Genomic DNA, 22404 nt, shown 5'->3' on the forward strand with positions numbered 1-22404 from the left:
GATTACATTGACAATGCCTGTTCATTTGATAGGATAAAGGAATATTAAAATTTTTCTACCGTAGATAAAAGTTTGTACGTGTAGGATGTACAGGAGGGATTGTTGACCATGAATCGTGAGTGGGAGATATTGCAAATACCCGGCCCTACCCCAATACCGCCAAGTGTGGAAAGGGCTATGGTTCAGCCGATGATCGGCCATAGAGGACAGAAGTGTAAAGAATTAGTGGAAGATCTTGCCCCGAGATTAAAGCCTATTTTTGGCACAACGGGTGATGTACTTATTCTCTCCAGCAGTGGAACGTCCGCTTTGGAAGCTGCTGTTGTAAATACAACGTCTCCAGGAGAAGAAGTGATCGTTGTTGTAGCCGGAGCCTTTGGCGATCGTTTTGCTAAAATTTGTAATACTTACGAACTTGATGTTCACCGTATCGATGTAGAGGGAGGAAAAGCTGTTGAAGCTGCAGCCATTGAAGAGCAGCTGCAAGCTCACCCGAATGTGAAGGCTGTTTTTGTCACGCATTGTGAGACATCAACAGGAGTGATGCACCCGGTCGAGGAAATCGCTGAGAAAGTTCATGCTGTCAGTGATGCGCTTGTAATTGTAGATGGTGTTTCTTCTATTGGCGGTGCTCCTGTGGATATGGATGGGTCTGGAATCGATCTCTTAGTTTCTGGTTCACAAAAAGCCATGATGCTTCCAGCTGGACTGTCTTTTGCTGCCGTAAGTGATCAGGCGTGGAAAGTGATTAATGATAACCCGCGTCCTCGTTTCTATTTAGATCTGCGCAGCTATAAGAAGAGTCTGGATAATGGACAAACGCCTTTTACACCTGCCTTATCTCTATTATTCGGCCTTCAGGAGGTTTTGAGTTTAATAGAAGACGAAGGTTTAGAGAACGTTCATGAACGCCACCGTGTGATGAAGGAAATGACACGTGCTGCTTTTCGTGCGTTAAACGTACCTCTATTTGTTTCTGAAGAAGATGCATCAACGACGGTTACCTCTGTACGTCCTCAAACGTTCGAAGCCGAGCAATTTAGAAAAATTGCCAATCAGGAGTTTGGTTTAATGACAGCAGGCGGTCAACAGAAGCATAAAGGGGAAATTTTCAGAATCGGCCATATGGGTTATTCCCGTCCGGCAAATGTTCTTCAGTATATTAGTATTATTGAAATCGTCTTAAATCGACTTGGCCATGAGTTTGAGCAGGGTGTGGGAACAGCCGCAGCACAAGAAGCCTATTTACAAGCGACAAGGGAGTTGGACTAAGAATGTACCGTGTACTTATAAGTGATCCTCTTAGCGAAGATGGAATAAAGCCGTTACTTGAAGCCTCAGATGTAGAAGCTGTTATGGATGCCTCCTTATCTCACGAAGATCTATTAAAGGAAATCAGTACGAGTGATGCGTTAATTGTCCGCAGTCAAACGCAAGTTACACGCGAATTAATTGAACATGCTCCTCAACTTAAAGTGATCGGACGTGCCGGAGTTGGGGTGGATAATATTGATTTAGACGCTGCGACGGACCATGGAGTCGTCGTTGTTAATGCACCTGATGGAAATACGATTTCAACAGCAGAGCACACGATGGCTATGCTTATGTCGCTTGCACGAAATATTCCACAAGCCTATCATCAGCTCAAGCAGAACCGATGGGAGCGTAAAAAGTTTGTCGGCGTTGAGCTTAAGAATAAAACGTTAGGGATTGTTGGCTTTGGCCGTATCGGTAATGAAGTAGCCCAGCGTGCAAAAGGCCACCGCATGAAAGTAATCGCTTTTGACCCATTTTTAACAGAAGAAAAAGCGGATAAAGCCGGTGTGCAATACGGAACGCTGGAAGAAGTGCTGCAGCAGTCAGACTTTCTAACGGTGCACACACCTTTAATTGAAAAGACGAAGCACTTAATTAATAAAGAGACGATCCAGCTGATGAAGCCGGGCGCACGAATTCTAAACTGTGCACGCGGTGGAATAGTAGAAGAAGATGCGCTGTATGAAGCCATTGAAAATGGGAAAATTGCTGGAGCGGCACTTGATGTTTTTGAAGAAGAACCAGCGATTGATCATCCATTGTTGTCTTTAGAAGAAGTTATTGCGACCCCTCACTTAGGAGCGAGTACCGTTGAGGCTCAAGAAAACGTAGCCACAGACGTTAGTATTGACGTTATGGACCTTCTCCGCGGCGGCGCTGTGAAGCATCCTGTTAACATGCCGTCCGTTCCTTCTGAAGTGATGGAACAGCTGGCCCCTTATTTCACATTAGCTGAAAAACTAGGAAGCTTTCTTTCAAACGTGACAGATGGAGCACTGGAAAAGGTAAATGTCTATTATTCTGGAGATTTGCTGGATGTAGATACGACGCCGTTAACTAGAATATCTATTAAAGGGATCTTGAAGCGTTACATCGGCGAACGTGTGAATGATGTAAACGCGTATAAGACGGCTTCCGACAAAGGAATCGTCATTAATGAACAAAAATCAACGTCGACCAAAGGGTTTACGAACCTTGTGACGATTGAAATTGAAACAGATCAGGAAAAGCGTTCGATTGCTGGAACCTTGTTGAATGGACTGGGTGCCCGTATTGTGAAGCTTGATGAGTATCCAATTGACGTTGTGCCAGAAGGGCATTTAATTGTCATTCACCACAAAGACCAGCCAGGTGCGATTGGACGTGTTGGAAGCTTACTAGCTGAACACCATGTCAACATCGCGACGATGCAGGTAGGACGAACGACTATTGGTGGAGAAGCTGTCATGGTTCTTACGGTAGATAAAGCTGTTGAAGAAGATTGTCAGGAACAGCTCGGCGGAGTTGCAGATATTATGCAGGTACAATGCTTAACGCTGTAGAATAAGTAACAGGCAGGCCGGTATACGGCCTGCCTCAGCTTGTAGAGAAACCTTAAATAGTGTAAAATTCCTTACGTTTAAGAGTGTAAAGGGTTTGAGGAAACGACTCCCTTTCCGCGGGCGAATGGTGTGCCTCCTCGGGCTTTATCAGCCCTCCGGGGTCACACCTTATTCCCATTTCCCGCAGGAGTTTCGCCGTTTCCTCAAACCCTTTTTCAAAATAGATCACTGGCAATCATTTACTCAAGCTGTGAAAGCAGCTTTTAAAAAAGGGCCTTCACATTACGAAGATTATTTATGAAGTACATCTTAGCTTTTTCGACAGTCTGCGGCAGGCCGGTTTACGGTCTGCCTGTTTTTATACTGTAGAAACTCTATTGTTGTCTTAAAAGTATGTATTTAGAAAGAGTAAAGGTTTTTAGGAAACGAGTCCCTTTCCGCGGGCGAATGGTATGTCTTCTCAGGCTTTATCAGCCTTGCGGGGTCACCCCTTTTTCGATAAAAGGTTACTAGCCATAGTGTAGTCTAGTCTCTGGATCTAAACTTCAATGGTTCTGATACATAAGGAAGGAAAGGGAATACCTTGTTTACAACTAAACGTTGCGGGAACAGAAGGCGCCGCAAGAAAGCGGTCTTTGCTTCCTGAGGAGTCTGAGGCTGTGCGCTGCGGAAAGCGAAGGATGTTGACGAAGCGGATACCAGAAAAACGGAGCACAATCGAATGTCCTTGAGTTTCTCATGGATAAATGAACTTTTTTACTTATAATGAAAAGGAGGCAACGGAAGTGACGAAAATTTATTTAACACGTCATGGACAAACCGTATGGAATTTAGAAAAAAGGATGCAGGGCCATGGAGAGTCTAAGCTGACGGAGCTTGGCAGAAAGCAGGCGCGCTGGCTGGGCGAACATTTAAATAATGTACATATTGACAAAATTGTTTCGAGCTCCAGTGGAAGAACGGAAGAAACGAGCCGGTTAATTCGCGGGAACCGCCCGATCGCGATTGAGTTAAATCCTCAGTTACGTGAAATTCATTTAGGAGAGTGGGAAGGTAAGCTTCAGCACGAGCTTCAAAGTGAGTTTTCTGAAGCATATCGGAACTTTTGGGAAGATCCGCTGCGGTACGAAACGAGTGGCGGTGAGAGTTTGGAGGAGCTGGTCGCACGCGTCAGTCATGAAGTAGAACACATCGCTGAGACTTACAAAGGGCAGACGATTTTAATCGTCACGCATGGGGTCGTGTTGAAGGCACTCATGATTTACTTTAAAAAACGTGGTATAGAAGAGTTGTGGAGCGGTGCGTTTATGCACCACTCTACCTGTTTAAGTCTTGTAGAAAAGACAGACGGAGAGTGGAAGATTCATATGGAAGGGGACACCACCCATTATCAGGAAGAACTTTCTCATTAAGAAAACCCGCAGCTTGAGCTGCGGGTTTAGCTGTGTGCGATATTTTAATCATAAAAACACAGTTTTCCTTCATAAAATGGGAAAAACGATCATAAGGGGGATTAATCAATTTTCTCGACACGAGCCTCACGTTGTGTGAAGACGTGGACTTCATCGTAGCCAACCGAGCGGGCAAAGTCGATCGCATCCTCATAGGCGTATCCGATATGATCAGGTTTATGTGCATCAGAGCAGAGAACAATACCGATGCCTTTTTCCTTGCAAATACGAAGCAGATCAGGGTCCGGGTAAAGTTCTCCGACAGGCTTGCGTAAACCGGCGGTACTGATCTCAATACACGTTCCTGTTTTAGCTAATGCCTCCGCGGCACGTTCATATTGTTCCAGTAAAAATTCCCGGTCATCCGGACGATAACCGAATACTTTAATTACATCGATGTGGCCGACGAAATCAAATAAACCTGATTCTGCCAGTGTCACGACACGGTCGAAGTATTGACGATACACTTCTTTTAGATCGCGTTTTTCATATTCTTCACGGAAAATAGCAAGGTCAATGCCCCATTCATCAATCCAGTGGACGGAACCGATAACGTAGTCGAACGGGTGAGCATCGATGAATGCTTTCATTTCTTTTTCTTTTCCAGGCATATAGTCCATTTCAATCCCCATCTTAATGGGGAGGCCGGCTTCATTGGCTTCATCAAACATTTGCTGATAGGTTTTGAAATCAAGGGTGCGGCGGTTCTCCACCCAGTCGTTTGATAAAATATTTCTCGTTTCCTGGAAAAAGTAGGCGTGTTCAGAGATGCCCAGTTCTTCAATGCCTTCCTGCTTTGCTTTTTCGATATAAGTGCGTAAGTAGTCGACGGATAAATCGCCGGTTTCTGCCATATGAACATGATAGTCTGTGCGCATGATTGCCTCCTAGGTTCTAAGTGTTTCACCTATCATATCAAACTAGCAGTCTAGAAACAAAGCGTCTTTGATTGAGTGTCTGAGAGAAGAAGAGACCGGGTTTCCTATGTTAGAATAGGGAAGTTAGTATAGATAGAAAATTGAGGAGTATGAAACCATGAATGATACGAGAAAAATTACAGAAGGGGCTTTAATGACCGGGGCTTATCTGCTATTGTTGTTGATAATTCTATTTACCCCGATTATCGGGTCCATTTTCCTATTTGTTTTACCAGTTCCATTTATTTTTTACAGCTATAGACATGGGTGGAAACCGGGAGTGCTTATGTTTGTTGCTGCTATGGTCTTTTCATTGATCTTTGCAACTGTTTTTTCTTTACCGATTACACTGCTTTCAGGAATAGGCGGATTGTTCATCGGTGGATCAATGTATAAAAAGCGCAGCTCTTATGAAACGTGGGCTGGAGGGACGATTGGTTTTATTATCGGCCTTGTCAGTGTGTATTTAATATCGCAGCTTTTCTTTGGCATGAACTGGGCAGAAGAGATTCGTACGGGTCTTAATGACGCGGTTTCGATGACTGAAGGATTGATGGGGGCTTTAGGAAGCGGTGAAGGTGCGGAAACGCAGTTAGAGGCTTTAGAAGAGCAGGTGGCTGCCCTGCCTGATTATTTACCAAGCATCTTTGCGATAGGCGGTATTATGTACGCGTTTGTCAGCCAGTGGCTCAGCTATAAAATTATTAATCGTGTAGAAGGGAAAAAGTTTCATTTTCCGGCTTTTCGTAACTTTAACCTTCCGACCTCCGTATTATGGTATTACTTTTTTGCGTTAATTTTTACATTGGTGTTCGCTGAAAGTAATGATATTTGGTATTTAGCGGCCATTAATGTATTTACGCTGACGGGGGCCTTTCTTGTACTGCAAGGCTTTGCTTTTATTTTTTATTATACCTATGTCAAAGAGAAGTCAAAAGCGCTTCCGATCCTGGCAATTGTTGGTTCGTTACTTTTCCCGACAATTCTAATGTATCTTGTTCGAATCTTAGGTATAATTGATTTAGGATTTTCGCTTCGTGAGCGTTTGCAGGCGAAGAAATAAAGATCGCTCGTATTTGATGGCAGGAGTTGAATGAAATGCCGAATATTTTTAAAAAACCGACCATGAGCGGCCACTTGTGGGTAATCTATACGATTTCACTGATCCTGTTGGGGTTTATTTGGTATTTTCAGTGGATGCTCGGATTGATGATGATGCTCTTATTGGCCGGTTCGATCTTTTATAGTGTTCGCACCGAACAAAACATGATCAATGAAACAGAAGAATATATATCGACTCTTTCCTACCGTGTGAAAAAAGTAGGGGAAGAGGCGCTGTTAGAAATGCCCATAGGGATTGTGCTTTATAGTGAAGATTATAAGGTGGAGTGGGCGAACCCCTATATGAACAAGTTTACGAAAGAAGATACGATTGTAGGTGAATCGTTGAACGATTTGTCTGATGATTTGGTTTCCTACATTAAAGAAAGTCATGGAGAGGTATGGCTTGATATTGATGAATACAAGCTGCAGACGTTAGTGAAAAGAGATGAGCGTCTCCTTTACTTCTTTGACCGCACTAATCAGACAAAAATTCATAACTTGTACAAAAATGAGCAGACCGTCCTTTCGATCATTTTCTTAGATAACTATGAAGAGATTACGCAGGGCATGGATGATACAGCGAAGAGTCAAATTAACTCTCAAGTCACTTCCATTTTAAATAAGTGGGCCGGCGATTTCGGGATTTACTTGAAACGAACGTCCCAGGAACGTTTTATGGCTGTCATGAATCAAGAGATTCTGCAGGCACTCGAGCGTAATAAGTTTGATATTCTCGATGATGTGCGCGAGTTAATTACGGATCAAAATGTTCCGCTGACGCTCAGCTATGGAATAGGTGTAGGGCCTGTGAGCCTTCCTGAGCTTGGAGAGCTTGCTCAGTCCAGTCTTGATTTAGCCCTTGGACGTGGAGGCGACCAGGTAGCGATTAAGGATGACACGGGTAAAGTTCGTTTCTACGGCGGAAAAACGAATCCAATGGAAAAACGTACGAGGGTTCGTGCACGTGTGATTTCCCACGCTATGAAGGAGCTTGTGCAAAACAGTGAACGCGTCCTGATTATGGGACACAAATCTCCTGACATGGATGCCGTTGGTGCTTCCATTGGCATTTTAAAAATTGCGCAGGCGAACCAGAAAGAAGGAAATATCGTGCTTGACCCTGATGAGATTGATACAGGGGTTCAGCGTATGATTGAGGAAATTGAAAAAGACGATGAATTGTGGTCAAACTTTATTACACCTGAGGATGCGATGGAGCTTGTCACGAACGATACACTGCTTGTCGTCGTCGATACGCATAAGCCTTCTTTAGTAATGGAAGAAAAACTACTAACGAAAACGGAGCATGTCGTAGTCATTGACCACCACCGTCGTGCCGAAGAGTTCATATCGGATCCGACGCTTGTGTATATGGAGCCTTATGCTTCTTCCACAGCAGAGCTTGTGACTGAACTGCTTGAGTACCAGCCGAAGAAGCTTAAGCTTTCTATGCTTGAAGCTACATCTTTATTATCCGGTATTATTGTCGATACGAAGGCATTCACGTTACGAACAGGTTCACGGACGTTTGATGCCGCTTCCTATTTGAGATCTAAAGGAGCCGATACCGTTCTCGTTCAGAAGTTTATGAAAGAGGATATCGATGTATATGTACAGCGCAGTCGTTTAATTGAAAAAGCAGATATGTACCGCGATGGAATTGCGATATCAGCCGGGGAACATGGCGAAGAGTATGGCCCTGTGATTATCGCTCAAGCAGCGGATACCCTGCTTACGATGACAGGTGTGATATGCTCGTTTGTCATATCCGAACGTAAAGACGGACGAATTGGAATCAGCGCACGCTCATTAGGTGACATTAACGTGCAGGTGATTATGGAACGTATGAATGGGGGCGGGCATTTAACCAATGCAGCCACCCAGCTTGAAGATACAACGATTGAAGATGCCAGAGCTTTATTGCAAGATATAATTGATGAATATTTTGAAGGAGGAGACGAAGAATGAAGGTAATTTTCACATCAGACGTAAAAGGAAAAGGTAAGAAAGGTGAAATCAAGAACGTCTCTGACGGTTATGCACGCAACTACCTTTTAAAAAATAACTTAGCGGTTGAAGCTACAGGCGGAAACCTCAAGGCCCAGCAAGCCAAAGATGCGAAGGAAGAACAGAAAGCGGAAGAAGTGAAGCAGGAAGCCGAGCAGCTTAAAGAAACGCTTGCGGATTTAGAAGTAAAACTTGTCGCTAAATCCGGGGATAACGGCCGCTTGTTTGGATCGATTACGAGTAAGCAAATTGCAGAACAGCTTAAGAAGTCTCACAACATTAAAATCGACAAACGTAAAATTGAACTGGATGAACCGATTCGTACCCTTGGGTATACGAACGTTCCCGTTAAGCTTCATAACGAGGTGACAGGGACGATCCGTGTCCATGTGGCCGAGAAGTAAATGTTCTTTTGCGCACGTAGAGGAGGAAACAGCAAGTGAGTGAATTATGGAATGACCGTACACCGCCGCACAATATAGAAGCTGAGCAGGCGGTTCTTGGTGCGGTCTTTTTAGAGCCTGAAGCGATGTCTACGGCTGCGGAATATCTACTTCCAGAAGATTTTTACCGCGCGAGCCATCAGCGGATCTTTGAAGTAATGCTCACGCTTTCTGACCGCGGGGAGCCGATCGACCTGGTTACGGTAACCACAGCGTTATCCAATAACAAAGTGTTAGAGGAAGTAGGCGGCGTTTCTTATTTAAGTGATATCGCCAATTCCGTTCCGACGGCAGCCAACATCTCATATTACACGAAGATTGTCAGCGAGAAGTCAACGCTGCGTGGGTTGATCCGCACAGCGACCAATATCGTAACGAGCGGATTTGCAGAAGAAGAGAATATTGAAGATGTTTTAAATGCGGCGGAAAAAGAAATTCTGGAAGTCTCCCAGCGAAAAGACTCCGGCGCGTTTAAAAACATTAAAGACGTGTTAATCGATGTGTACGACAACATTGAACAGCTTCATAACAATGAAGGGAATACGACCGGTATTCCGACAGGCTACCGCGACCTCGATCAAATCACATCAGGATTTCAGCGGAATGATTTGATCATTATCGCAGCACGTCCTTCCATGGGTAAGACGGCTTTTGCGCTTAACATTGCGCAGAACGTTGCGGTCAATTCAGATGAAAACGTTGCGATCTTCAGTTTGGAGATGGGAGCCGATCAGCTTGTCTCCCGTATGTTATGTGCGGAAGGTAACATTGACGCCCAGCGTCTCCGTACAGGTTCAATGGAAGCCGATGACTGGAATAAGCTGACGATGGCGATGGGAAGCTTATCGAATGCCGGCATTTACATTGATGATACGCCGGGTATTCGAGTGAACGAAATTCGGTCCAAATGCCGTCGTCTTAAGCAGGAACACGGACTCGGCATGATCTTGATTGACTACCTGCAGCTCATCCAGGGAAGCGCGAATTCTAAGGAAAACCGTCAGCAGGAAGTGTCGGAAATTTCTCGATCGTTAAAAGGATTAGCCCGTGAATTAAATGTTCCGCTAATCGCTCTTTCCCAGCTTTCTCGTGGCGTTGAATCCCGACAGGACAAGCGTCCTATGATGTCTGACCTTCGTGAATCTGGTTCGATTGAGCAGGATGCGGATATTGTCGGCTTCTTGTATCGTGACGATTACTATGACCAGGAGTCGGAAAACCAAAACATTATCGAAATCATCATATCCAAGCAGCGTAATGGTCCGGTTGGAAACGTCGAACTGGCCTTTGTGAAGGAATACAACAAGTTCGTCGACCTCGACCACCGCTACACTGACGCTGACGTGCCGCCGGCATAAGAGAATTGATAAAGTGTCAGCAGAGAATAAAGAGAGAGTACAACAGCGGTGCAATGGAGTATCAGCAGTGAATAAAGAGTAGAGCGTCAACGCGGTACCAGGTACCGAGACTCTTTTCTACTGCCTCTAACCACTTTTTTGTCTCTCGGTACCTGGTACCATCAGCACTCATACAGCGAGAGAGCGGTACCCATCAGCACTCATACAGCGAGAGAGCGGTACCCATCAGCACTCTTGCGGCGTGAGAGCTGGCACCGTCAACACTCACACCATAAAAGAGCAAAATAAAAGCCTTTCATCTCTTTTTGTTAAAAAAGATGAAAGGCTTTTTTATATTCATCACTCACCGTTACGCCTCCAAAAACAGGAGTTACGCCGGCTCATGAATGAACGCTAGGTTAACCAGTGAGAAATCGCATGAGCGACTCCGTGATCATCATTGGTTTTCGTTACAAAATCACTCGCTTCTAAGACTGAATCTCTCGCATTCGCCATCGCTGCCCGGTGTCCCGCTACGTTTAGCATCGAAAGGTCGTTTGGACTGTCGCCGATGGCAGCCGTATCACGTAGAGAGAAGCCAAAATGGGCCGCGAGTTTTTCTAAAGCGATGCCCTTGGAAGCGTCCTTGTGTTCAAGCTCAAAGTTATGAATGCCTGAGCTGACGAGTGTTAAATCTTCATATCCTTCAAACTTCTTCCAGCCTTTATCGCGTTTTTCTTTTTCAAACGAGAAGGCGAGTACGTTGTAAAGAGGCTGGCCACTCTGCATAATTTCCCGGTAGGACGGGACTTTTTTAAAGCCTGACTGGCCGAACTGTTTAGCGAGCGAATGTTCAAGCTCCGCTATATTTGCATCCGGATTCGCTGTTTTAATACGATCGAGCTCAATATACAGCAGGTCGCGTCCATTTTCAGGTGTAAGAATAGCATCATCGCTGAAAACCTCGTAGTAATAGTCTTCCGCTTCGAGCCAGCTTAAGATTTCTTCCGCATCGTTTGGCTGAATTGGAACGGAATCAAACAGTTTTCCTTCGGGTGTATGAATCGTAGCCCCGTTAGCGCCAATCACCCACGTGTTAAGGCCGGTATCGGCAAAAACTTCGCGCACGTCAAATTCGGCTCGTCCTGTCGCTACGACAATTTCCACCCCTTCCTGCTGTGCTCTTTGAATGGCTTGTAAATTTTCCTCGCTGATTTCACTTTCGTTATTTAATAGGGTGCCGTCTAAATCAATCGCAATCATTTTCATCCTGTTTCCTCCTCCGTCACTAATAACTCCACCTGATGATTTTCTAACAGCTGCTGGAACTCTTCACTCGGTGTCCGGTCGGTAATAAGTAGATCTACATCTGCCAGCTCGGCGTATTGAAAAAAATCGGTAACGCCGATTTTTGTATGATCAGCGAGAACAGTCACTTGCTGCGCTTGGTCGGTCATCTTACGCTTCACCATACCGTCTTCTTCATGCGCAATCGTCAGCCCGTGTTCTGAAATGCCGACGACTCCAATAAAAGCGTGGTCGACATAATAGTTAGAAAGGCGTTCGATGACAGAAGTGCCGTACAAAAACCGGTGCTCTTTATTCAGCTGGCCGCCTAATAAATGAATGTTTGAATGTTTATTATGAGACAGTAGATCAGCCAAATTAATTGAGTTCGTAATGACGGTTAAGTCTGTATCCTCAAGCTGTGCAGCGCAGGACTGTACGGTTGTAGAGGCATCGAGAATCACCTTATCTCCACTGCGTACAAGCGATGCTGCCTTGCGCCCGATCGCCAGCTTCTCTTCAGAGACGGTTTGTAGCCTGTTGGAGTAGTCTTTTACTTCATTATGGCTCGTTGGTAAAATAGCCCCTCCCCGCGTCCGCACGATCGCTCGCTGTTCTTCTAATTTAACGAGGTCTCTTCTCGCTGTGTCCCTTGAAACATGAAAAAGCTCACAAATCTTTTCGACTGAGATGCGCTTCGTCTGTTTTACATACTTGAGAATTTCAATTAAGCGTTCTTCTTGATACAAAGCAGCCACCGTCCTTACGTATTCTATAAGTTATTATAAGTAATTATAACCTAAACTTCAAGTAAGTTAAGTTATTGTAAGTAAGTATAAGTAATTATGAAATTGAGATAAATCGAACATTACGATAATATTAAAATTAAATGTTCGTGTTTTGCGTTGACGTACAGCTCTAAAATTGATAAACTGACGTTGGAATTAATGAAATAGTAAATTTTACAGGCGGAGGTGCCTTATGTCTTCAGTAGTAGTCGTCGGAACCCAATGGGGAGACGAAGGTAAAGGTAAAATAACAGATTTTCTATCACAAAATGCTGAGGTTGTTGCGCGTTATCAAGGCGGAAACAACGCAGGCCATACGATTAAATTTGACGGAATCACGTATAAGCTGCATTTGATTCCATCCGGGATCTTTTTTGACGATAAGGAATGCGTGTTAGGAAACGGCATGGTGATTGACCCGAAAGCCTTATTAGAAGAACTTCAATACTTACATGATAAAGGGGTATCAACGGACAATCTGCGCATCAGCAACCGCGCGCACATTATCCTCCCGTACCACTTGAAACTAGATGAATTACAAGAAGAACAAAAGGGTGCAAATAAGATCGGTACAACGAAAAAAGGTATCGGTCCGGCATATATGGATAAAGCGGCTCGTACCGGTATTCGTATCGCTGATCTGCTTGATAAAGAAGAGTTCCGTGAGAAGCTGGAGCAGAACCTTGCGGATAAGAACCGCTTTTTTGAAAAAGTTTATGAAACGACTCCATTTACCGTAGAAGAGATTTTAGAAGAATACTATGATTATGGTCAGCAAATCGCTAAATATGTATGCGATACATCTGTCGTCCTTAATGATAACCTTGACGATGGACGCCGTGTCCTTTTTGAAGGCGCTCAAGGCGTTATGCTCGATATTGACCAGGGAACGTATCCATTTGTTACATCATCCAACCCGATTGCCGGCGGTGTAACGATTGGTTCTGGTGTGGGTCCTTCAAAAATTAAGCACGTCGTCGGCGTTTCCAAAGCGTATACAACACGTGTCGGTGACGGTCCTTTTCCAACAGAGCTGGAAGATGAAACCGGCGATAAAATTCGTGAAGTAGGAAACGAATATGGTACGACAACTGGACGTCCGCGCCGTGTCGGCTGGTTTGACAGTGTCGTTGTACGTCACGCCCGCCGTGTAAGTGGAATTACCGATTTGTCTCTTAACTCCATTGATGTGTTAACCGGCATTCAAACGTTAAAAATCTGTACCGCTTATAAATACCGCGGGGAGATTATGGAAGAATTCCCGGCCAGCTTGAAAGTATTAGCTGAGTGCGAACCTGTCTATGAAGAACTTCCGGGATGGGATGAGGATATTACAGGCGTGCGTTCCTTACACGAACTCCCTGTAAACGCGAGAAATTACCTGGAGCGTGTCTCTCAATTAACAGGTATTCCTCTGTCTATCTTTTCCGTAGGACCTGATCGTTCACAAACCAACGTAGTACGCAGCGTGTATAGCGAATAATTTCATAATAAAGCACGTCTTTCTTATAATATAGGGAGACGTGCTTTTTTACATGGAAGGAGAATCCACGATGAAACGAATTAGTGTGTTTGCTGGATCCAGCGCGGGCAATGATCCAGAATTTACAGAGAAGACGAGAATACTTGGAAAAGCTTTTGCAGAAAAAAATATTGAGCTTGTCTACGGTGGTGCCAAAAGTGGATTAATGGGGGTTATGGCCGATACCATTCTAGAACACGGCGGTCAGGTGACAGGAATAATGCCAACCCCTTTATTTGAAAAAGAGATCGTACATCCTGGAGTCACGACGTTCATTGAAGTCGATACGATGCACCAGCGAAAAGAAAAGATGAGTGAGCTTGCTGATGGGTTCATCGCCTTGCCTGGAGGATTTGGAACGCTTGAGGAATTATTTGAAACGATTACATGGGCACAGATCGGTCTTCATGAGAAACCGGTTGGCCTATTTAATATTCAAGGCTATTATTCTCCTGTCCTTGAATTAATGGATCATGCGATAGAGGCTGGTTTTGTTTCTCCTGAGAGCCGGATGATTTTACTAGAATCATCTGACGCTCACGACCTGCTTTCGCTGCTGGAAAACAAGTAAATTGAAAAATCTATTGCGTAATTTTTAAAAGGTATGGTATGATATTCTTCGTTGCGGTAAAGAAGAATCATCATACGTGGTCCGGTAGTTCAGTTGGTTAGAATGCCTGCCTGTCACGCAGGAGGTCGCGGGTTCGAGTCCCGTCCGGACCGCCACTTATATTTAAATACTTAATTTTGCTCGGTAGCTCAGTCGGTAGAGAAGCTGTAAAACATCTTTGAGATCCTTCATCGAAGGCTTTGCGAGGAGCGCGGGCTTCACCGAAAAACATTGCAACGTGACGAGCACAGGACTTCTTTGAATCTACTTCGAAGCAAGATAATGTGCGAGAGATAGAATAAAATTTAAATACTTACCATGGCTCGGTAGCTCAGTCGGTAGAGCAACGGACTGAAAATCCGTGTGTCGGCGGTTCGATTCCGTCCCGAGCCACTCCAAAAAACGTCAGCGAACCTTATAGGTCGCTGACGTTTTTTTACGTATCCTTATATTCCTATAATTGTAACTTTAACGCAATAAAATGTGAATTATTTACCAATAAAGAGAGTAATTTTACACTTTTAATGTCATTTTATCCTTTGAAATTGAGATTTTTATTACCAATATTATAAATACATTACATCCTGTAATAACTATTCAATAGACTTTCTTACTATGGTAAATTGGTAAAGTGTCAAAAAATACGAGAAAATCACAAATATACAGACAAATAGAGAGAAGTTGACATAGGGGGAAGTGAACGTGAAAGAGACGACGGGACTTTGGAAAAAAGCTTCCGCGATTGCAATGCTTGGTGTCAGTTTAAGTTTTGGAACCGTCTATGCCGAAGATAATCTACAAACGGTTTACCACGTATATGTCGGTGATAAACATGTGGGAATAATGGATCAGAAAAAACAGGCAGAGGACACCGTTCAACAACACTTAGACGAGGCGCAAGATGAGAATGAAAATTATGACGTGGAGCTTTTAGAAGAAGTATCTTTCGTACCGGAAAAAATCTTCTCACCATCGCATGATTCCGACAAAACCATGCGTGAGCTTGAAGAATCCATAGAAGTGGGGGCAGCTGCAGTTGAATTATCTGTAGACGAGGAAACCGTGGCTTATCTTCCAGGTGAACAAGAAGCAGATGAAGCGGTGCGTAAGTTGAAAGAGCAGTTTGTAGATGCCGAAGATTTAAAAGAAATAGAGAATCTTGACGAGGGAGAAACCCCAGAGATTGATGAATCTACAATTATCGATGTCGATTTATCTAAAGACGTAGACTTTAAAGAAAAAATAGTAGAACCGTCTGAGATGAACGACGTCGATGAAGCACTGGAAGTCTTACAAAATGGAAACACAGAAAAAGAAGTTCATCAGGTGGAAAAAGGGGATGTATTGGGAGATATCGCCTCTCAATATGATTTATCTGAAAAAGAACTGCTTGAGCTTAATCCAACGTTAGATGAAGATGAGCCTGTGCAAGTCTATCAGGAGATCGAAGTAACAGAGACAACACCTTTAACGGACGTTTTAATTAAGGAAGAGGGAATAAAAAAAGAGAAGATTCCTTATGAGACGGAAGTAGTCGAAACCGACGACTTAATGAAGGGTGAAAAAGAGACAAAACAAGAGGGTAAAGACGGCGAGAAAGAAGTACATTACTATAAAGATAAGACAAATGATCGCGAGACGGACGAAGGTACGATAGAAGAGAAAGAACTATCGGAACCAAAGAAAGAAATCGTATTAAAAGGCACAAAGGTCATCCCTTCAAAAGGGACAGGGGATTTTGGATGGCCGGCTGTAGGTGGATCTATCACTAGTAAGCAAGGTGAGCGATGGGGATCCTTCCACAAAGGCATTGACATTGCGGGCGTGAAAGACCCTACTATTAAAGCGGCTGATAACGGAAAAGTAACCGAAGCAGGAAAGAGCGGGGCTTATGGGAATAAAGTAGTGGTTGATCATAACAACGGCTACAAAACGATCTATGCTCATCTCAAATCCATTGATGTTCAAGCGGGAGACACTGTAGAAAAAGGTTCTTCTCTAGGAGATATGGGTACGACAGGACGTTCGACCGGCGTTCACCTGCACTTTGAAGTTTATAAAGATGGATCGTTAGAAAATCCACTGGACCACATTCAAAAATAACTTGTCGAAGCTTGCAGAGAAATTCTTTCTCTGCAAGCTTTTTTATTTAAATAGAGGAAGAATCAAGGGATTCCTTTTCAGCAAGATGGGGATTTCATAGAATGAGTGAACGCCTGTGAAGGTTATTTCCATGGGGACAAAGCTTATGGAGTATTTTTTAACTAGCTATTATTGTAAAAGGATTTTAGGAAACGGAGTCGTTTCCTAAAATCCTTTACTCTATCAAACGAATAAACTTATATGATTTAATAAGAAAGAGAAAACTATAATGTAAACCATAGAAGCTTTTTTGTAATGTAAGACATTTCACCGGAAATAAGTTAAAATGAGAGAGAATAGAAGTTGAAAAAAAGGAAGTGACTGAAAATGGCACAGAAAATCCTAGTAGTAGACGATGAAAAGCCAATTGCAGATATATTAAAATTTAATTTAGAAAAAGAAGGTTATGAAGTCGTATGCGCTTATGATGGCGATGAAGCCATTCGTAAAGCAAATGACGAAAACCCAGAATTAATTTTACTCGACATAATGCTCCCACATAAAGACGGAAATGAAGTCTGCCGAGAAGTACGAAAAAACCATGCCATGCCGATTATTATGCTTACTGCAAAGGATGCTGAAATTGACAAGGTACTCGGCCTTGAGATGGGCGCAGATGATTACGTCACGAAACCATTCAGCAACCGGGAGTTAATTGCCCGCGTAAAAGCCAACTTGCGCAGACATCAGCAGGAGCCGGAAGATCAATCACATCAGTCGAAGGATATTACGATCGGCCGTTTAGCGATCCACCCTGATGCTTATACAGTAACGCGCGATGGATCATACATCGAGTTAACGCATCGTGAATTTGAGCTTCTTCATTACTTAGCCCGTCATATTGGACAGGTTATGACACGTGAGCACTTGCTCGAAACCGTGTGGGGCTACGATTATTATGGTGATGTACGTACGGTAGACGTAACAGTCCGCCGGCTGCGTGAGAAGATTGAAGAAAATCCAAGTAACCCTGCGTGGATCGTGACACGCCGCGGGGTCGGGTATTATTTGCGAAATCCAGAGCAGGAGTAGTGTTAGTGTATGAAAAAGGTAGGTTTTTTTCAGTCTGTTCGTCTTAAGCTGACGATTGTCTACATTCTCCTCCTGTTACTGGGCATTCAAGTTATCGGCTCGTATTTCGTAGGCGAATTAGAGGATCGATTAGAGCAGAATTTCAATGAATCGATCGACGGCAGGCTGCGTTCTTTAACCTACAGTTTGCAGAACTCTTATGAGACGGAACGGGATGACTCCGACTCTTCGTTGGAATCCGATGTACAGAGTTTGATTAACGACTTTAATGAAGATGATATTCAGAAAGTCCAGGTGATTAATTATTCAAACAGGCGCGTCATTGCTACATATGATGACGATTTAACAGGATCGGATGTGGGGAAAAAGGCAGATTACCCGATGATTACAGGAGCTCTTCTTTATAAAAATGCCGATTGGGAAATGGGGATTGACCCAAATACCGAGAATCGGATACGCCGAGGAGCCAGGCCAGTAGAAAGCAGCGATGGAGAAGAAGTCCATGCTGCTATTTACTATGAAGCCGATATGAGCGGGGTTTATGGGCAGCTGCAGCAGATTAATAACATTTTTGCCAGAGGTACCATTTTAGCGATCACGGTCACGGCTTTATTAGGCATCTTAGTGGCGCGTACGATTACGAAGCCGCTGTCTGAAATGAGAAGACAGGCGCAGATTATGGCCACGGGTGACTTCTCCCAGAAAGTAAGTGTTCATGGGAATGATGAAATCGGGCAGCTGGGCATTACGTTTAATGACTTAAATGACAAACTCAAGCAGTCGCAAGCCACGACAGAGGGAGAGCGGCGTAAATTAAGCTCCGTGCTTTCGAATATGTCTGACGGCGTTATTGCTACAGACCGTTTAGGAGCGATTACTCTCATGAATGCTCCCGCTTCCAAGCTTATCGGCCAAAGTTTTGAAGAAGTCCAGGGCCAGTCATTAACGGATATTCTTGAGTTGACTGACCAGGTGAATGAAATTAGTGATATAGAATCGATCGGATCGATTATTGTAGACTTAAGCAGTGATGATAAGCAGTTATTGTTAAAAGCTAATTTTTCTGTCGTTCAGGATGAGAATGAGGAAATGGACGGCTTCATTACAGTGATTAGTGACGTTACCGAGCAGGAAAAAATGGATCAGGAACGCCGGGAATTCGTGTCGAATGTATCGCACGAATTACGCACACCGCTTACGACGATGCGAAGCTATTTAGAGGCTCTCACGGACGGGGCCTGGGAGGACAAAGAGATTGCTCCTCGTTTCCTTGATGTCACTCAAAACGAAACCGACCGCATGATTCGTCTCGTCAACGATTTGCTGCAGTTATCGAAAATGGATCGCAAGGATACAGGACTCTTTAAAGAAAAAGTGGAATTTATTGAATATTTTAGTCATGTCATTGATCGATTTGAGATGAATCGTGACGAAAAAAATATATTAAATCGAGAATTGTCAGCTCAAAACCTGTTTGTATGGATTGATAAAGATAAAATTACCCAGGTGCTCGACAATATTATTTCCAATGCGATTAAATATTCCCCAGAAGGCGGGACGATTACATTTAAGGCGGAGACGCTTAAAAAGCAGCTTCTCGTCAGCGTAAGCGACCAGGGGATGGGGATGCCTTCGGATACAGTTGACAAAATATTTGATCGTTTTTATCGAGTGGATAAAGCGCGTTCCAGAGAAATGGGCGGAACGGGTCTTGGGCTGGCTATTGCCCGGGAAATAATTGAATCTCACCATGGTCAAATATGGGCGAACAGTCAAGAAGGAAAAGGAACAACTGTATTCTTTACTCTGCCGCTCATTAACCAGAAGCGGAGGAAGCGGAAATGAAGGTTGAAACACTCAAATCGGTTATTCTTGTTATTTTAATAGGATTCAGCTTGCTGCTTACTGTCGCTTTATGGAACTATCAGCCGGAATATGAGAGTGAAGGCGATGAAGAGAGGCTGATCGAGGAAACGACGATTGGCGGAGAAGAACTGGATATGGCCGGGATCGTGCGGCCGAAGCAGTTTGTCTTTCATAGAGATGGCGCGCATTATTCTTTTGAAGATAAAGAAGATGTTTCCCTTACGTATAGTGAAATGAAGAATTGGACGCTGTCGAACTTTGTAAGTACGGAAAATACGGGAATTCCCTCAGACCAGGATTTTATGGCTGAAGTCATATTTCCTACCAACATTCCGGCCCAAGCGATCCCTCAGCTATTCAGTCTTGATAACTCAGATATAGAACCGCCGAGCGGTCAATTTAACCGTATCTTTGTTACGTTCAACGAGGATGAAAACGGGGCTGAGCTGCTGTTTACGTCGGATCAAGCCAGCTCTACTTCCTTTAGAGCGACCATTAATAATGATGATGCTGATCAGCTGCAGTCCAGCATGAACAACGAGGAGTTATTAAGCGAACAGATTTTGTTTGCAGGAGATGAAGAAAAACGAATTTTTATTCCGAAAGATAAAGTCGCCTTGCAAGTTGATTCTGTTGATTCTCAAGAAATCGGTATTTTACCCTTAAGAAATGAGTTGTTTGACGGTTCCCCTGTCGTAAGAGAAAGGTCCGCATCGACGACCGAACAGCGACTTACAGATTACAGCCGGCGTCTCGAAGTATTAGGCAGCGGCAATCGTTTAGAATATACGAAGCTGACGTCGAATACGAATTCGGATGTTCAAACCGCGTTAAGCTCTTTTGATTTATTAGAAAGCAGTCTGAACTTTGTAAATACCCACGAAGGGTGGACGGATCCTTTTCAATTAACATCATTGAATCCATCGCGTTCTCTTGTGGAATATCACATGTACTTCAACGACCTTCCACTTCTTAACAGCTCGGATGACCTCCATAAGATCGAGGTGGAGTATGATGGGGAAGAAGAACAGCGTTACGTGCGCCCGCTTCGTGATTTTGATGCTTCCTTCCCGGGCAGCGGAAGAGAAGAAGAGCTTCCTTCCGGTGAAACGGTGTCTTCTTTCTTACAAGATTCGAGACAGTACAATATGAATGTGATTGAAGATATACAAGTGGGGTATTCATTAGTACAGCAATCGTCCAGCTATGAAGTGTATGACCTTAAACCGGCATGGTTTGTGCTGGAAAATGGAAACTGGAAAGAAATTAAAGAAATTTCTTCAGGGGAAGTAGGTGAACAGGCCAATGCAATGGGGACAAATTAAAACTTTATTTATTTTTAGTTTTCTCGTGCTTGATCTTTTCTTACTTCAGCAGTTTTTAACGAAACAAGAAGAAGCTTCCCTTGGTCCTGTGAATGAATCAATGTATGAAGAAAGTCCGGCGGAGGACAATGTCTCCATTTCTGATGAGGTGCCTGAGGAAGCTCCTGAAGTAAACTTTTTGTTTGCTTCGCCCAGTGAATTCACAGAAACTCAGTTAGAACGCATCGGTGACTTAGAAGGCCAGGAAGCGAGTGTTTACGGTAATCAACTTCTCGTTTCCACGTTAGATGAGCCGGTGCAAATCGGAAATGAGGAAGAGGCTGTGACGGATGCGGTAAGTGAATACGTGCCTTTCAGCGATCAGTATTCTTACTGGGGCTGGAATGATACAGAAGATAAAATTCTATTCTTCCAGACGAGGAATGCAAGAACCGTCTACTATAACTCCGCCGGCGTGCTCATGGTAGATGTCGAAAATGGGGAAATGACAGGTTATGAATTAACCCAGCTGAGAGAAAACGAAGGAGAAAGTAATGAACAAAGAGAATTACTCGATCCAGGGGATGTTATTGATATTTTATATGAATCAAGAGATATATCCTCCGGGGATGAAATCACGAGTATGACAGTTGGGTACCATTCAGCCGCAAGCTTTGAACCTACCCAGGTGTTTGCGCCGATTTGGAAAATTACCGTAAATGATGAAGAAGATCTGTTTCTCAATGCCGTGACGGGAGATGGACAGCTGTTGGATTTAGACGAAGAGGAGTTTATTGACGACACATCAGAGTATTTTGAGGAAATGATCGCAGAGAACAATCAGGACGTTTTCACAAATGAAGGGGATGAAGAGGGCTCTGATGAATAGAGAAACATGGAGTGTCATACAATGACGTTACAATTTAGTGTGCTTGCTTCCGGCAGTACAGGCAATGCCTTTTATATTGAATCGGGAGAGGAAAAGATATTAGTAGATGCGGGGCTCAGCGGGAAGAAGATTGAAGGACTGCTTGATCAGGTGCAAGTGAATCCTCATGATTTATCGCGGATTCTAGTGACTCATGAGCATAGTGACCACATTAAAGGGTTAGGAATCATGGCCCGCCGCTATAACCTTCCGATTTATGCGAACGAAAAAACGTGGCAGGCGATGGAAGGCCAGCTCGGCAAAATTTCAGTAGATCAGAAGTTTCATTTTAATATGGAAGAAGTGAAAGATTTTGGCGGCATTGATGTGGAATCCTTCGCGGTATCACATGATGCGGCTGATCCGATGTTTTACACGTTTCATAAAGACGGTAGAAAAATTTCACTCGTGACGGATTTAGGCTATGTCTCCGAACGAATTAAAAAAACGGTAGAAAACTCAAATGCTCTCGTCTTTGAATCGAATCATGACGTCAGTATGCTGCGCATGGGAAGGTATCCGTGGAATGTAAAACGCCGTATTCTAGGAGATTCAGGTCACGTTTCCAATGAAGATTGTGCTCTGGCGCTATGTGATATTTTAGATGATCAAACGAAGCGTGTGTATTTAGCTCACTTAAGCCAGGATAATAATATGAAGGATCTCGCCCGGATGTCGGTGCAAGATGTGTTAAAAGAACGCGGATTTGAAGTAGGCTCAAGAATTGAGCTGCACGATACGGATCCAGCTCAAGCGACTCCTTTATATAAAGTATAATCAGGTTTTAAAAAGCAGGCTTAAGGTAACA

General features: G+C 43.8%; 18 protein-coding genes and 2 tRNA genes. 17 read left to right on the forward strand and 3 right to left on the reverse strand.

Features of this window, described 5'->3' with window-relative positions:
- Positions 1-108 precede the first annotated feature (108 nt).
- The 3 genes from ACGTNH_RS00490 (at position 109) to ACGTNH_RS00500 (ending at position 4270) form a co-directional block, all read left to right on the forward strand.
- Entirely contained in the window at positions 109-1272 is a 1164-nt protein-coding gene (locus ACGTNH_RS00490) for a pyridoxal-phosphate-dependent aminotransferase family protein (RefSeq protein ID WP_394584264.1), read from the forward strand.
- A 2-nt stretch (positions 1273-1274) separates the two neighbouring features.
- Positions 1275-2858 carry a phosphoglycerate dehydrogenase gene (gene serA, locus ACGTNH_RS00495; protein WP_394584265.1) on the forward strand — a complete coding sequence of 528 codons (1584 nt, stop codon included), beginning with the start codon at positions 1275-1277 and terminating at the stop codon, positions 2856-2858.
- 785 nt (positions 2859-3643) lie between these two features.
- Positions 3644-4270: a histidine phosphatase family protein gene (locus ACGTNH_RS00500; protein ID WP_394584267.1), complete on the forward strand. Its 627-nt coding sequence runs from the start codon at positions 3644-3646 to the stop codon at positions 4268-4270.
- A 101-nt stretch (positions 4271-4371) separates the two neighbouring features.
- Here ACGTNH_RS00500 and ACGTNH_RS00505 read toward each other — a convergent pair whose 3' ends face one another.
- Positions 4372-5187 carry a histidinol-phosphatase HisJ family protein gene (locus tag ACGTNH_RS00505; RefSeq protein WP_394584268.1) on the reverse strand — a complete coding sequence of 272 codons (816 nt, stop codon included), beginning with the start codon at positions 5185-5187 and terminating at the stop codon, positions 4372-4374.
- A 157-nt stretch (positions 5188-5344) separates the two neighbouring features.
- On the opposite strand from ACGTNH_RS00505, the gene ACGTNH_RS00510 reads away from it, so the two are divergent.
- From ACGTNH_RS00510 to dnaB, 4 genes are read left to right on the forward strand one after another with little or no spacing between them, the layout of a single operon-like run.
- Positions 5345-6289 (forward strand): YybS family protein, encoded by a 945-nt coding sequence (locus ACGTNH_RS00510; protein ID WP_394584269.1) that lies wholly within the window; start codon positions 5345-5347, stop codon positions 6287-6289.
- Positions 6290-6324: 35 nt separating this feature from the next.
- Complete coding sequence (locus tag ACGTNH_RS00515) at positions 6325-8298, forward strand: DHH family phosphoesterase (RefSeq protein ID WP_394584270.1); 1974 nt, start codon at positions 6325-6327, stop codon at positions 8296-8298.
- Entirely contained in the window at positions 8295-8741 is a 447-nt protein-coding gene (rplI, locus tag ACGTNH_RS00520) for a 50S ribosomal protein L9 (RefSeq protein WP_394584271.1), read from the forward strand. Before ACGTNH_RS00515 ends, rplI begins: the two co-directional genes overlap by 4 nt.
- Before the next feature lie 35 nt (positions 8742-8776).
- The gene (dnaB, locus tag ACGTNH_RS00525) at positions 8777-10138 is read left to right on the forward strand and encodes a replicative DNA helicase (protein WP_394584272.1); all 1362 of its coding nucleotides are present in this window, start codon (positions 8777-8779) and stop codon (positions 10136-10138) included.
- A 393-nt stretch (positions 10139-10531) separates the two neighbouring features.
- On the opposite strand, the gene ACGTNH_RS00530 is transcribed toward dnaB, so the two are convergent.
- A complete protein-coding gene (locus ACGTNH_RS00530; RefSeq protein WP_394584273.1) occupies positions 10532-11386 on the reverse strand; it encodes a Cof-type HAD-IIB family hydrolase in 855 nt (284 codons plus the stop codon).
- Positions 11383-12153, reverse strand: coding sequence for a DeoR/GlpR family DNA-binding transcription regulator (locus tag ACGTNH_RS00535; RefSeq protein WP_394584274.1), 771 nt, complete (start codon positions 12151-12153; stop codon positions 11383-11385). Before ACGTNH_RS00535 ends, ACGTNH_RS00530 begins: the two co-directional genes overlap by 4 nt.
- A 232-nt stretch (positions 12154-12385) precedes the next feature.
- Here ACGTNH_RS00535 and ACGTNH_RS00540 point away from each other — a divergent pair, with 232 nt between their 5' ends.
- The 10 genes from ACGTNH_RS00540 (at position 12386) to ACGTNH_RS00585 (ending at position 22373) form a co-directional block, all read left to right on the forward strand.
- The gene (locus ACGTNH_RS00540; protein ID WP_394584275.1) at positions 12386-13675 is read left to right on the forward strand and encodes an adenylosuccinate synthase; all 1290 of its coding nucleotides are present in this window, start codon (positions 12386-12388) and stop codon (positions 13673-13675) included.
- Between the two features lie 70 nt (positions 13676-13745).
- Positions 13746-14285: an LOG family protein gene (locus tag ACGTNH_RS00545; RefSeq protein ID WP_394584276.1), complete on the forward strand. Its 540-nt coding sequence runs from the start codon at positions 13746-13748 to the stop codon at positions 14283-14285.
- 78 nt (positions 14286-14363) lie between these two features.
- Positions 14364-14440, forward strand: a tRNA-Asp gene (locus ACGTNH_RS00550).
- Between the two features lie 204 nt (positions 14441-14644).
- Positions 14645-14717 (forward strand) — tRNA-Phe (locus tag ACGTNH_RS00555).
- A gap of 309 nt (positions 14718-15026) precedes the next feature.
- Positions 15027-16427, forward strand: coding sequence for a peptidoglycan DD-metalloendopeptidase family protein (locus ACGTNH_RS00560; RefSeq protein WP_394584277.1), 1401 nt, complete (start codon positions 15027-15029; stop codon positions 16425-16427).
- Positions 16428-16793: 366 nt separating this feature from the next.
- A complete protein-coding gene (yycF, locus tag ACGTNH_RS00565) occupies positions 16794-17498 on the forward strand; it encodes a response regulator YycF (RefSeq protein WP_394584278.1) in 705 nt (234 codons plus the stop codon).
- Between the two features lie 9 nt (positions 17499-17507).
- Positions 17508-19343 carry a cell wall metabolism sensor histidine kinase WalK gene (gene walK, locus ACGTNH_RS00570; protein ID WP_394584279.1) on the forward strand — a complete coding sequence of 612 codons (1836 nt, stop codon included), beginning with the start codon at positions 17508-17510 and terminating at the stop codon, positions 19341-19343.
- Complete coding sequence (locus ACGTNH_RS00575) at positions 19340-20689, forward strand: YycH family regulatory protein (RefSeq protein WP_394584280.1); 1350 nt, start codon at positions 19340-19342, stop codon at positions 20687-20689. Before walK ends, ACGTNH_RS00575 begins: the two co-directional genes overlap by 4 nt.
- The gene (locus tag ACGTNH_RS00580) at positions 20670-21557 is read left to right on the forward strand and encodes a two-component system regulatory protein YycI (protein WP_394584282.1); all 888 of its coding nucleotides are present in this window, start codon (positions 20670-20672) and stop codon (positions 21555-21557) included. Before ACGTNH_RS00575 ends, ACGTNH_RS00580 begins: the two co-directional genes overlap by 20 nt.
- Positions 21558-21578: 21 nt before the next feature.
- Positions 21579-22373 carry an MBL fold metallo-hydrolase gene (locus tag ACGTNH_RS00585; RefSeq protein ID WP_394584284.1) on the forward strand — a complete coding sequence of 265 codons (795 nt, stop codon included), beginning with the start codon at positions 21579-21581 and terminating at the stop codon, positions 22371-22373.
- Positions 22374-22404 lie beyond the last annotated feature (31 nt).

It is taken from the genome of Halobacillus sp. B23F22_1, assembly GCF_043497005.1.
Taxonomy (GTDB): Bacteria; Bacillota; Bacilli; order Bacillales; family Halobacillaceae; genus Halobacillus_A.

Excerpts from the sequence above, each read along its gene's own strand:
- ACGTNH_RS00490 (WP_394584264.1), top strand. The coding sequence starts at position 109 with ATGAATCGTGAGTGGGAGATATTGCAAATACCCGGCCCTACCCCAATA.
- serA (WP_394584265.1), top strand. The coding sequence starts at position 1,275 with ATGTACCGTGTACTTATAAGTGATCCTCTTAGCGAAGATGGAATAAAG.
- ACGTNH_RS00505 (WP_394584268.1), bottom strand. The coding sequence starts at position 5,187 with ATGCGCACAGACTATCATGTTCATATGGCAGAAACCGGCGATTTATCC.
- ACGTNH_RS00510 (WP_394584269.1), top strand. The coding sequence starts at position 5,345 with ATGAATGATACGAGAAAAATTACAGAAGGGGCTTTAATGACCGGGGCT.
- ACGTNH_RS00515 (WP_394584270.1), top strand. The coding sequence starts at position 6,325 with ATGCCGAATATTTTTAAAAAACCGACCATGAGCGGCCACTTGTGGGTA.
- rplI (WP_394584271.1), top strand. The coding sequence starts at position 8,295 with ATGAAGGTAATTTTCACATCAGACGTAAAAGGAAAAGGTAAGAAAGGT.
- ACGTNH_RS00530 (WP_394584273.1), bottom strand. The coding sequence starts at position 11,386 with ATGAAAATGATTGCGATTGATTTAGACGGCACCCTATTAAATAACGAA.
- ACGTNH_RS00540 (WP_394584275.1), top strand. The coding sequence starts at position 12,386 with ATGTCTTCAGTAGTAGTCGTCGGAACCCAATGGGGAGACGAAGGTAAA.
- ACGTNH_RS00545 (WP_394584276.1), top strand. The coding sequence starts at position 13,746 with ATGAAACGAATTAGTGTGTTTGCTGGATCCAGCGCGGGCAATGATCCA.
- yycF (WP_394584278.1), top strand. The coding sequence starts at position 16,794 with ATGGCACAGAAAATCCTAGTAGTAGACGATGAAAAGCCAATTGCAGAT.
- walK (WP_394584279.1), top strand. The coding sequence starts at position 17,508 with ATGAAAAAGGTAGGTTTTTTTCAGTCTGTTCGTCTTAAGCTGACGATT.
- ACGTNH_RS00575 (WP_394584280.1), top strand. The coding sequence starts at position 19,340 with ATGAAGGTTGAAACACTCAAATCGGTTATTCTTGTTATTTTAATAGGA.
- ACGTNH_RS00580 (WP_394584282.1), top strand. The coding sequence starts at position 20,670 with ATGCAATGGGGACAAATTAAAACTTTATTTATTTTTAGTTTTCTCGTG.
- ACGTNH_RS00585 (WP_394584284.1), top strand. The coding sequence starts at position 21,579 with ATGACGTTACAATTTAGTGTGCTTGCTTCCGGCAGTACAGGCAATGCC.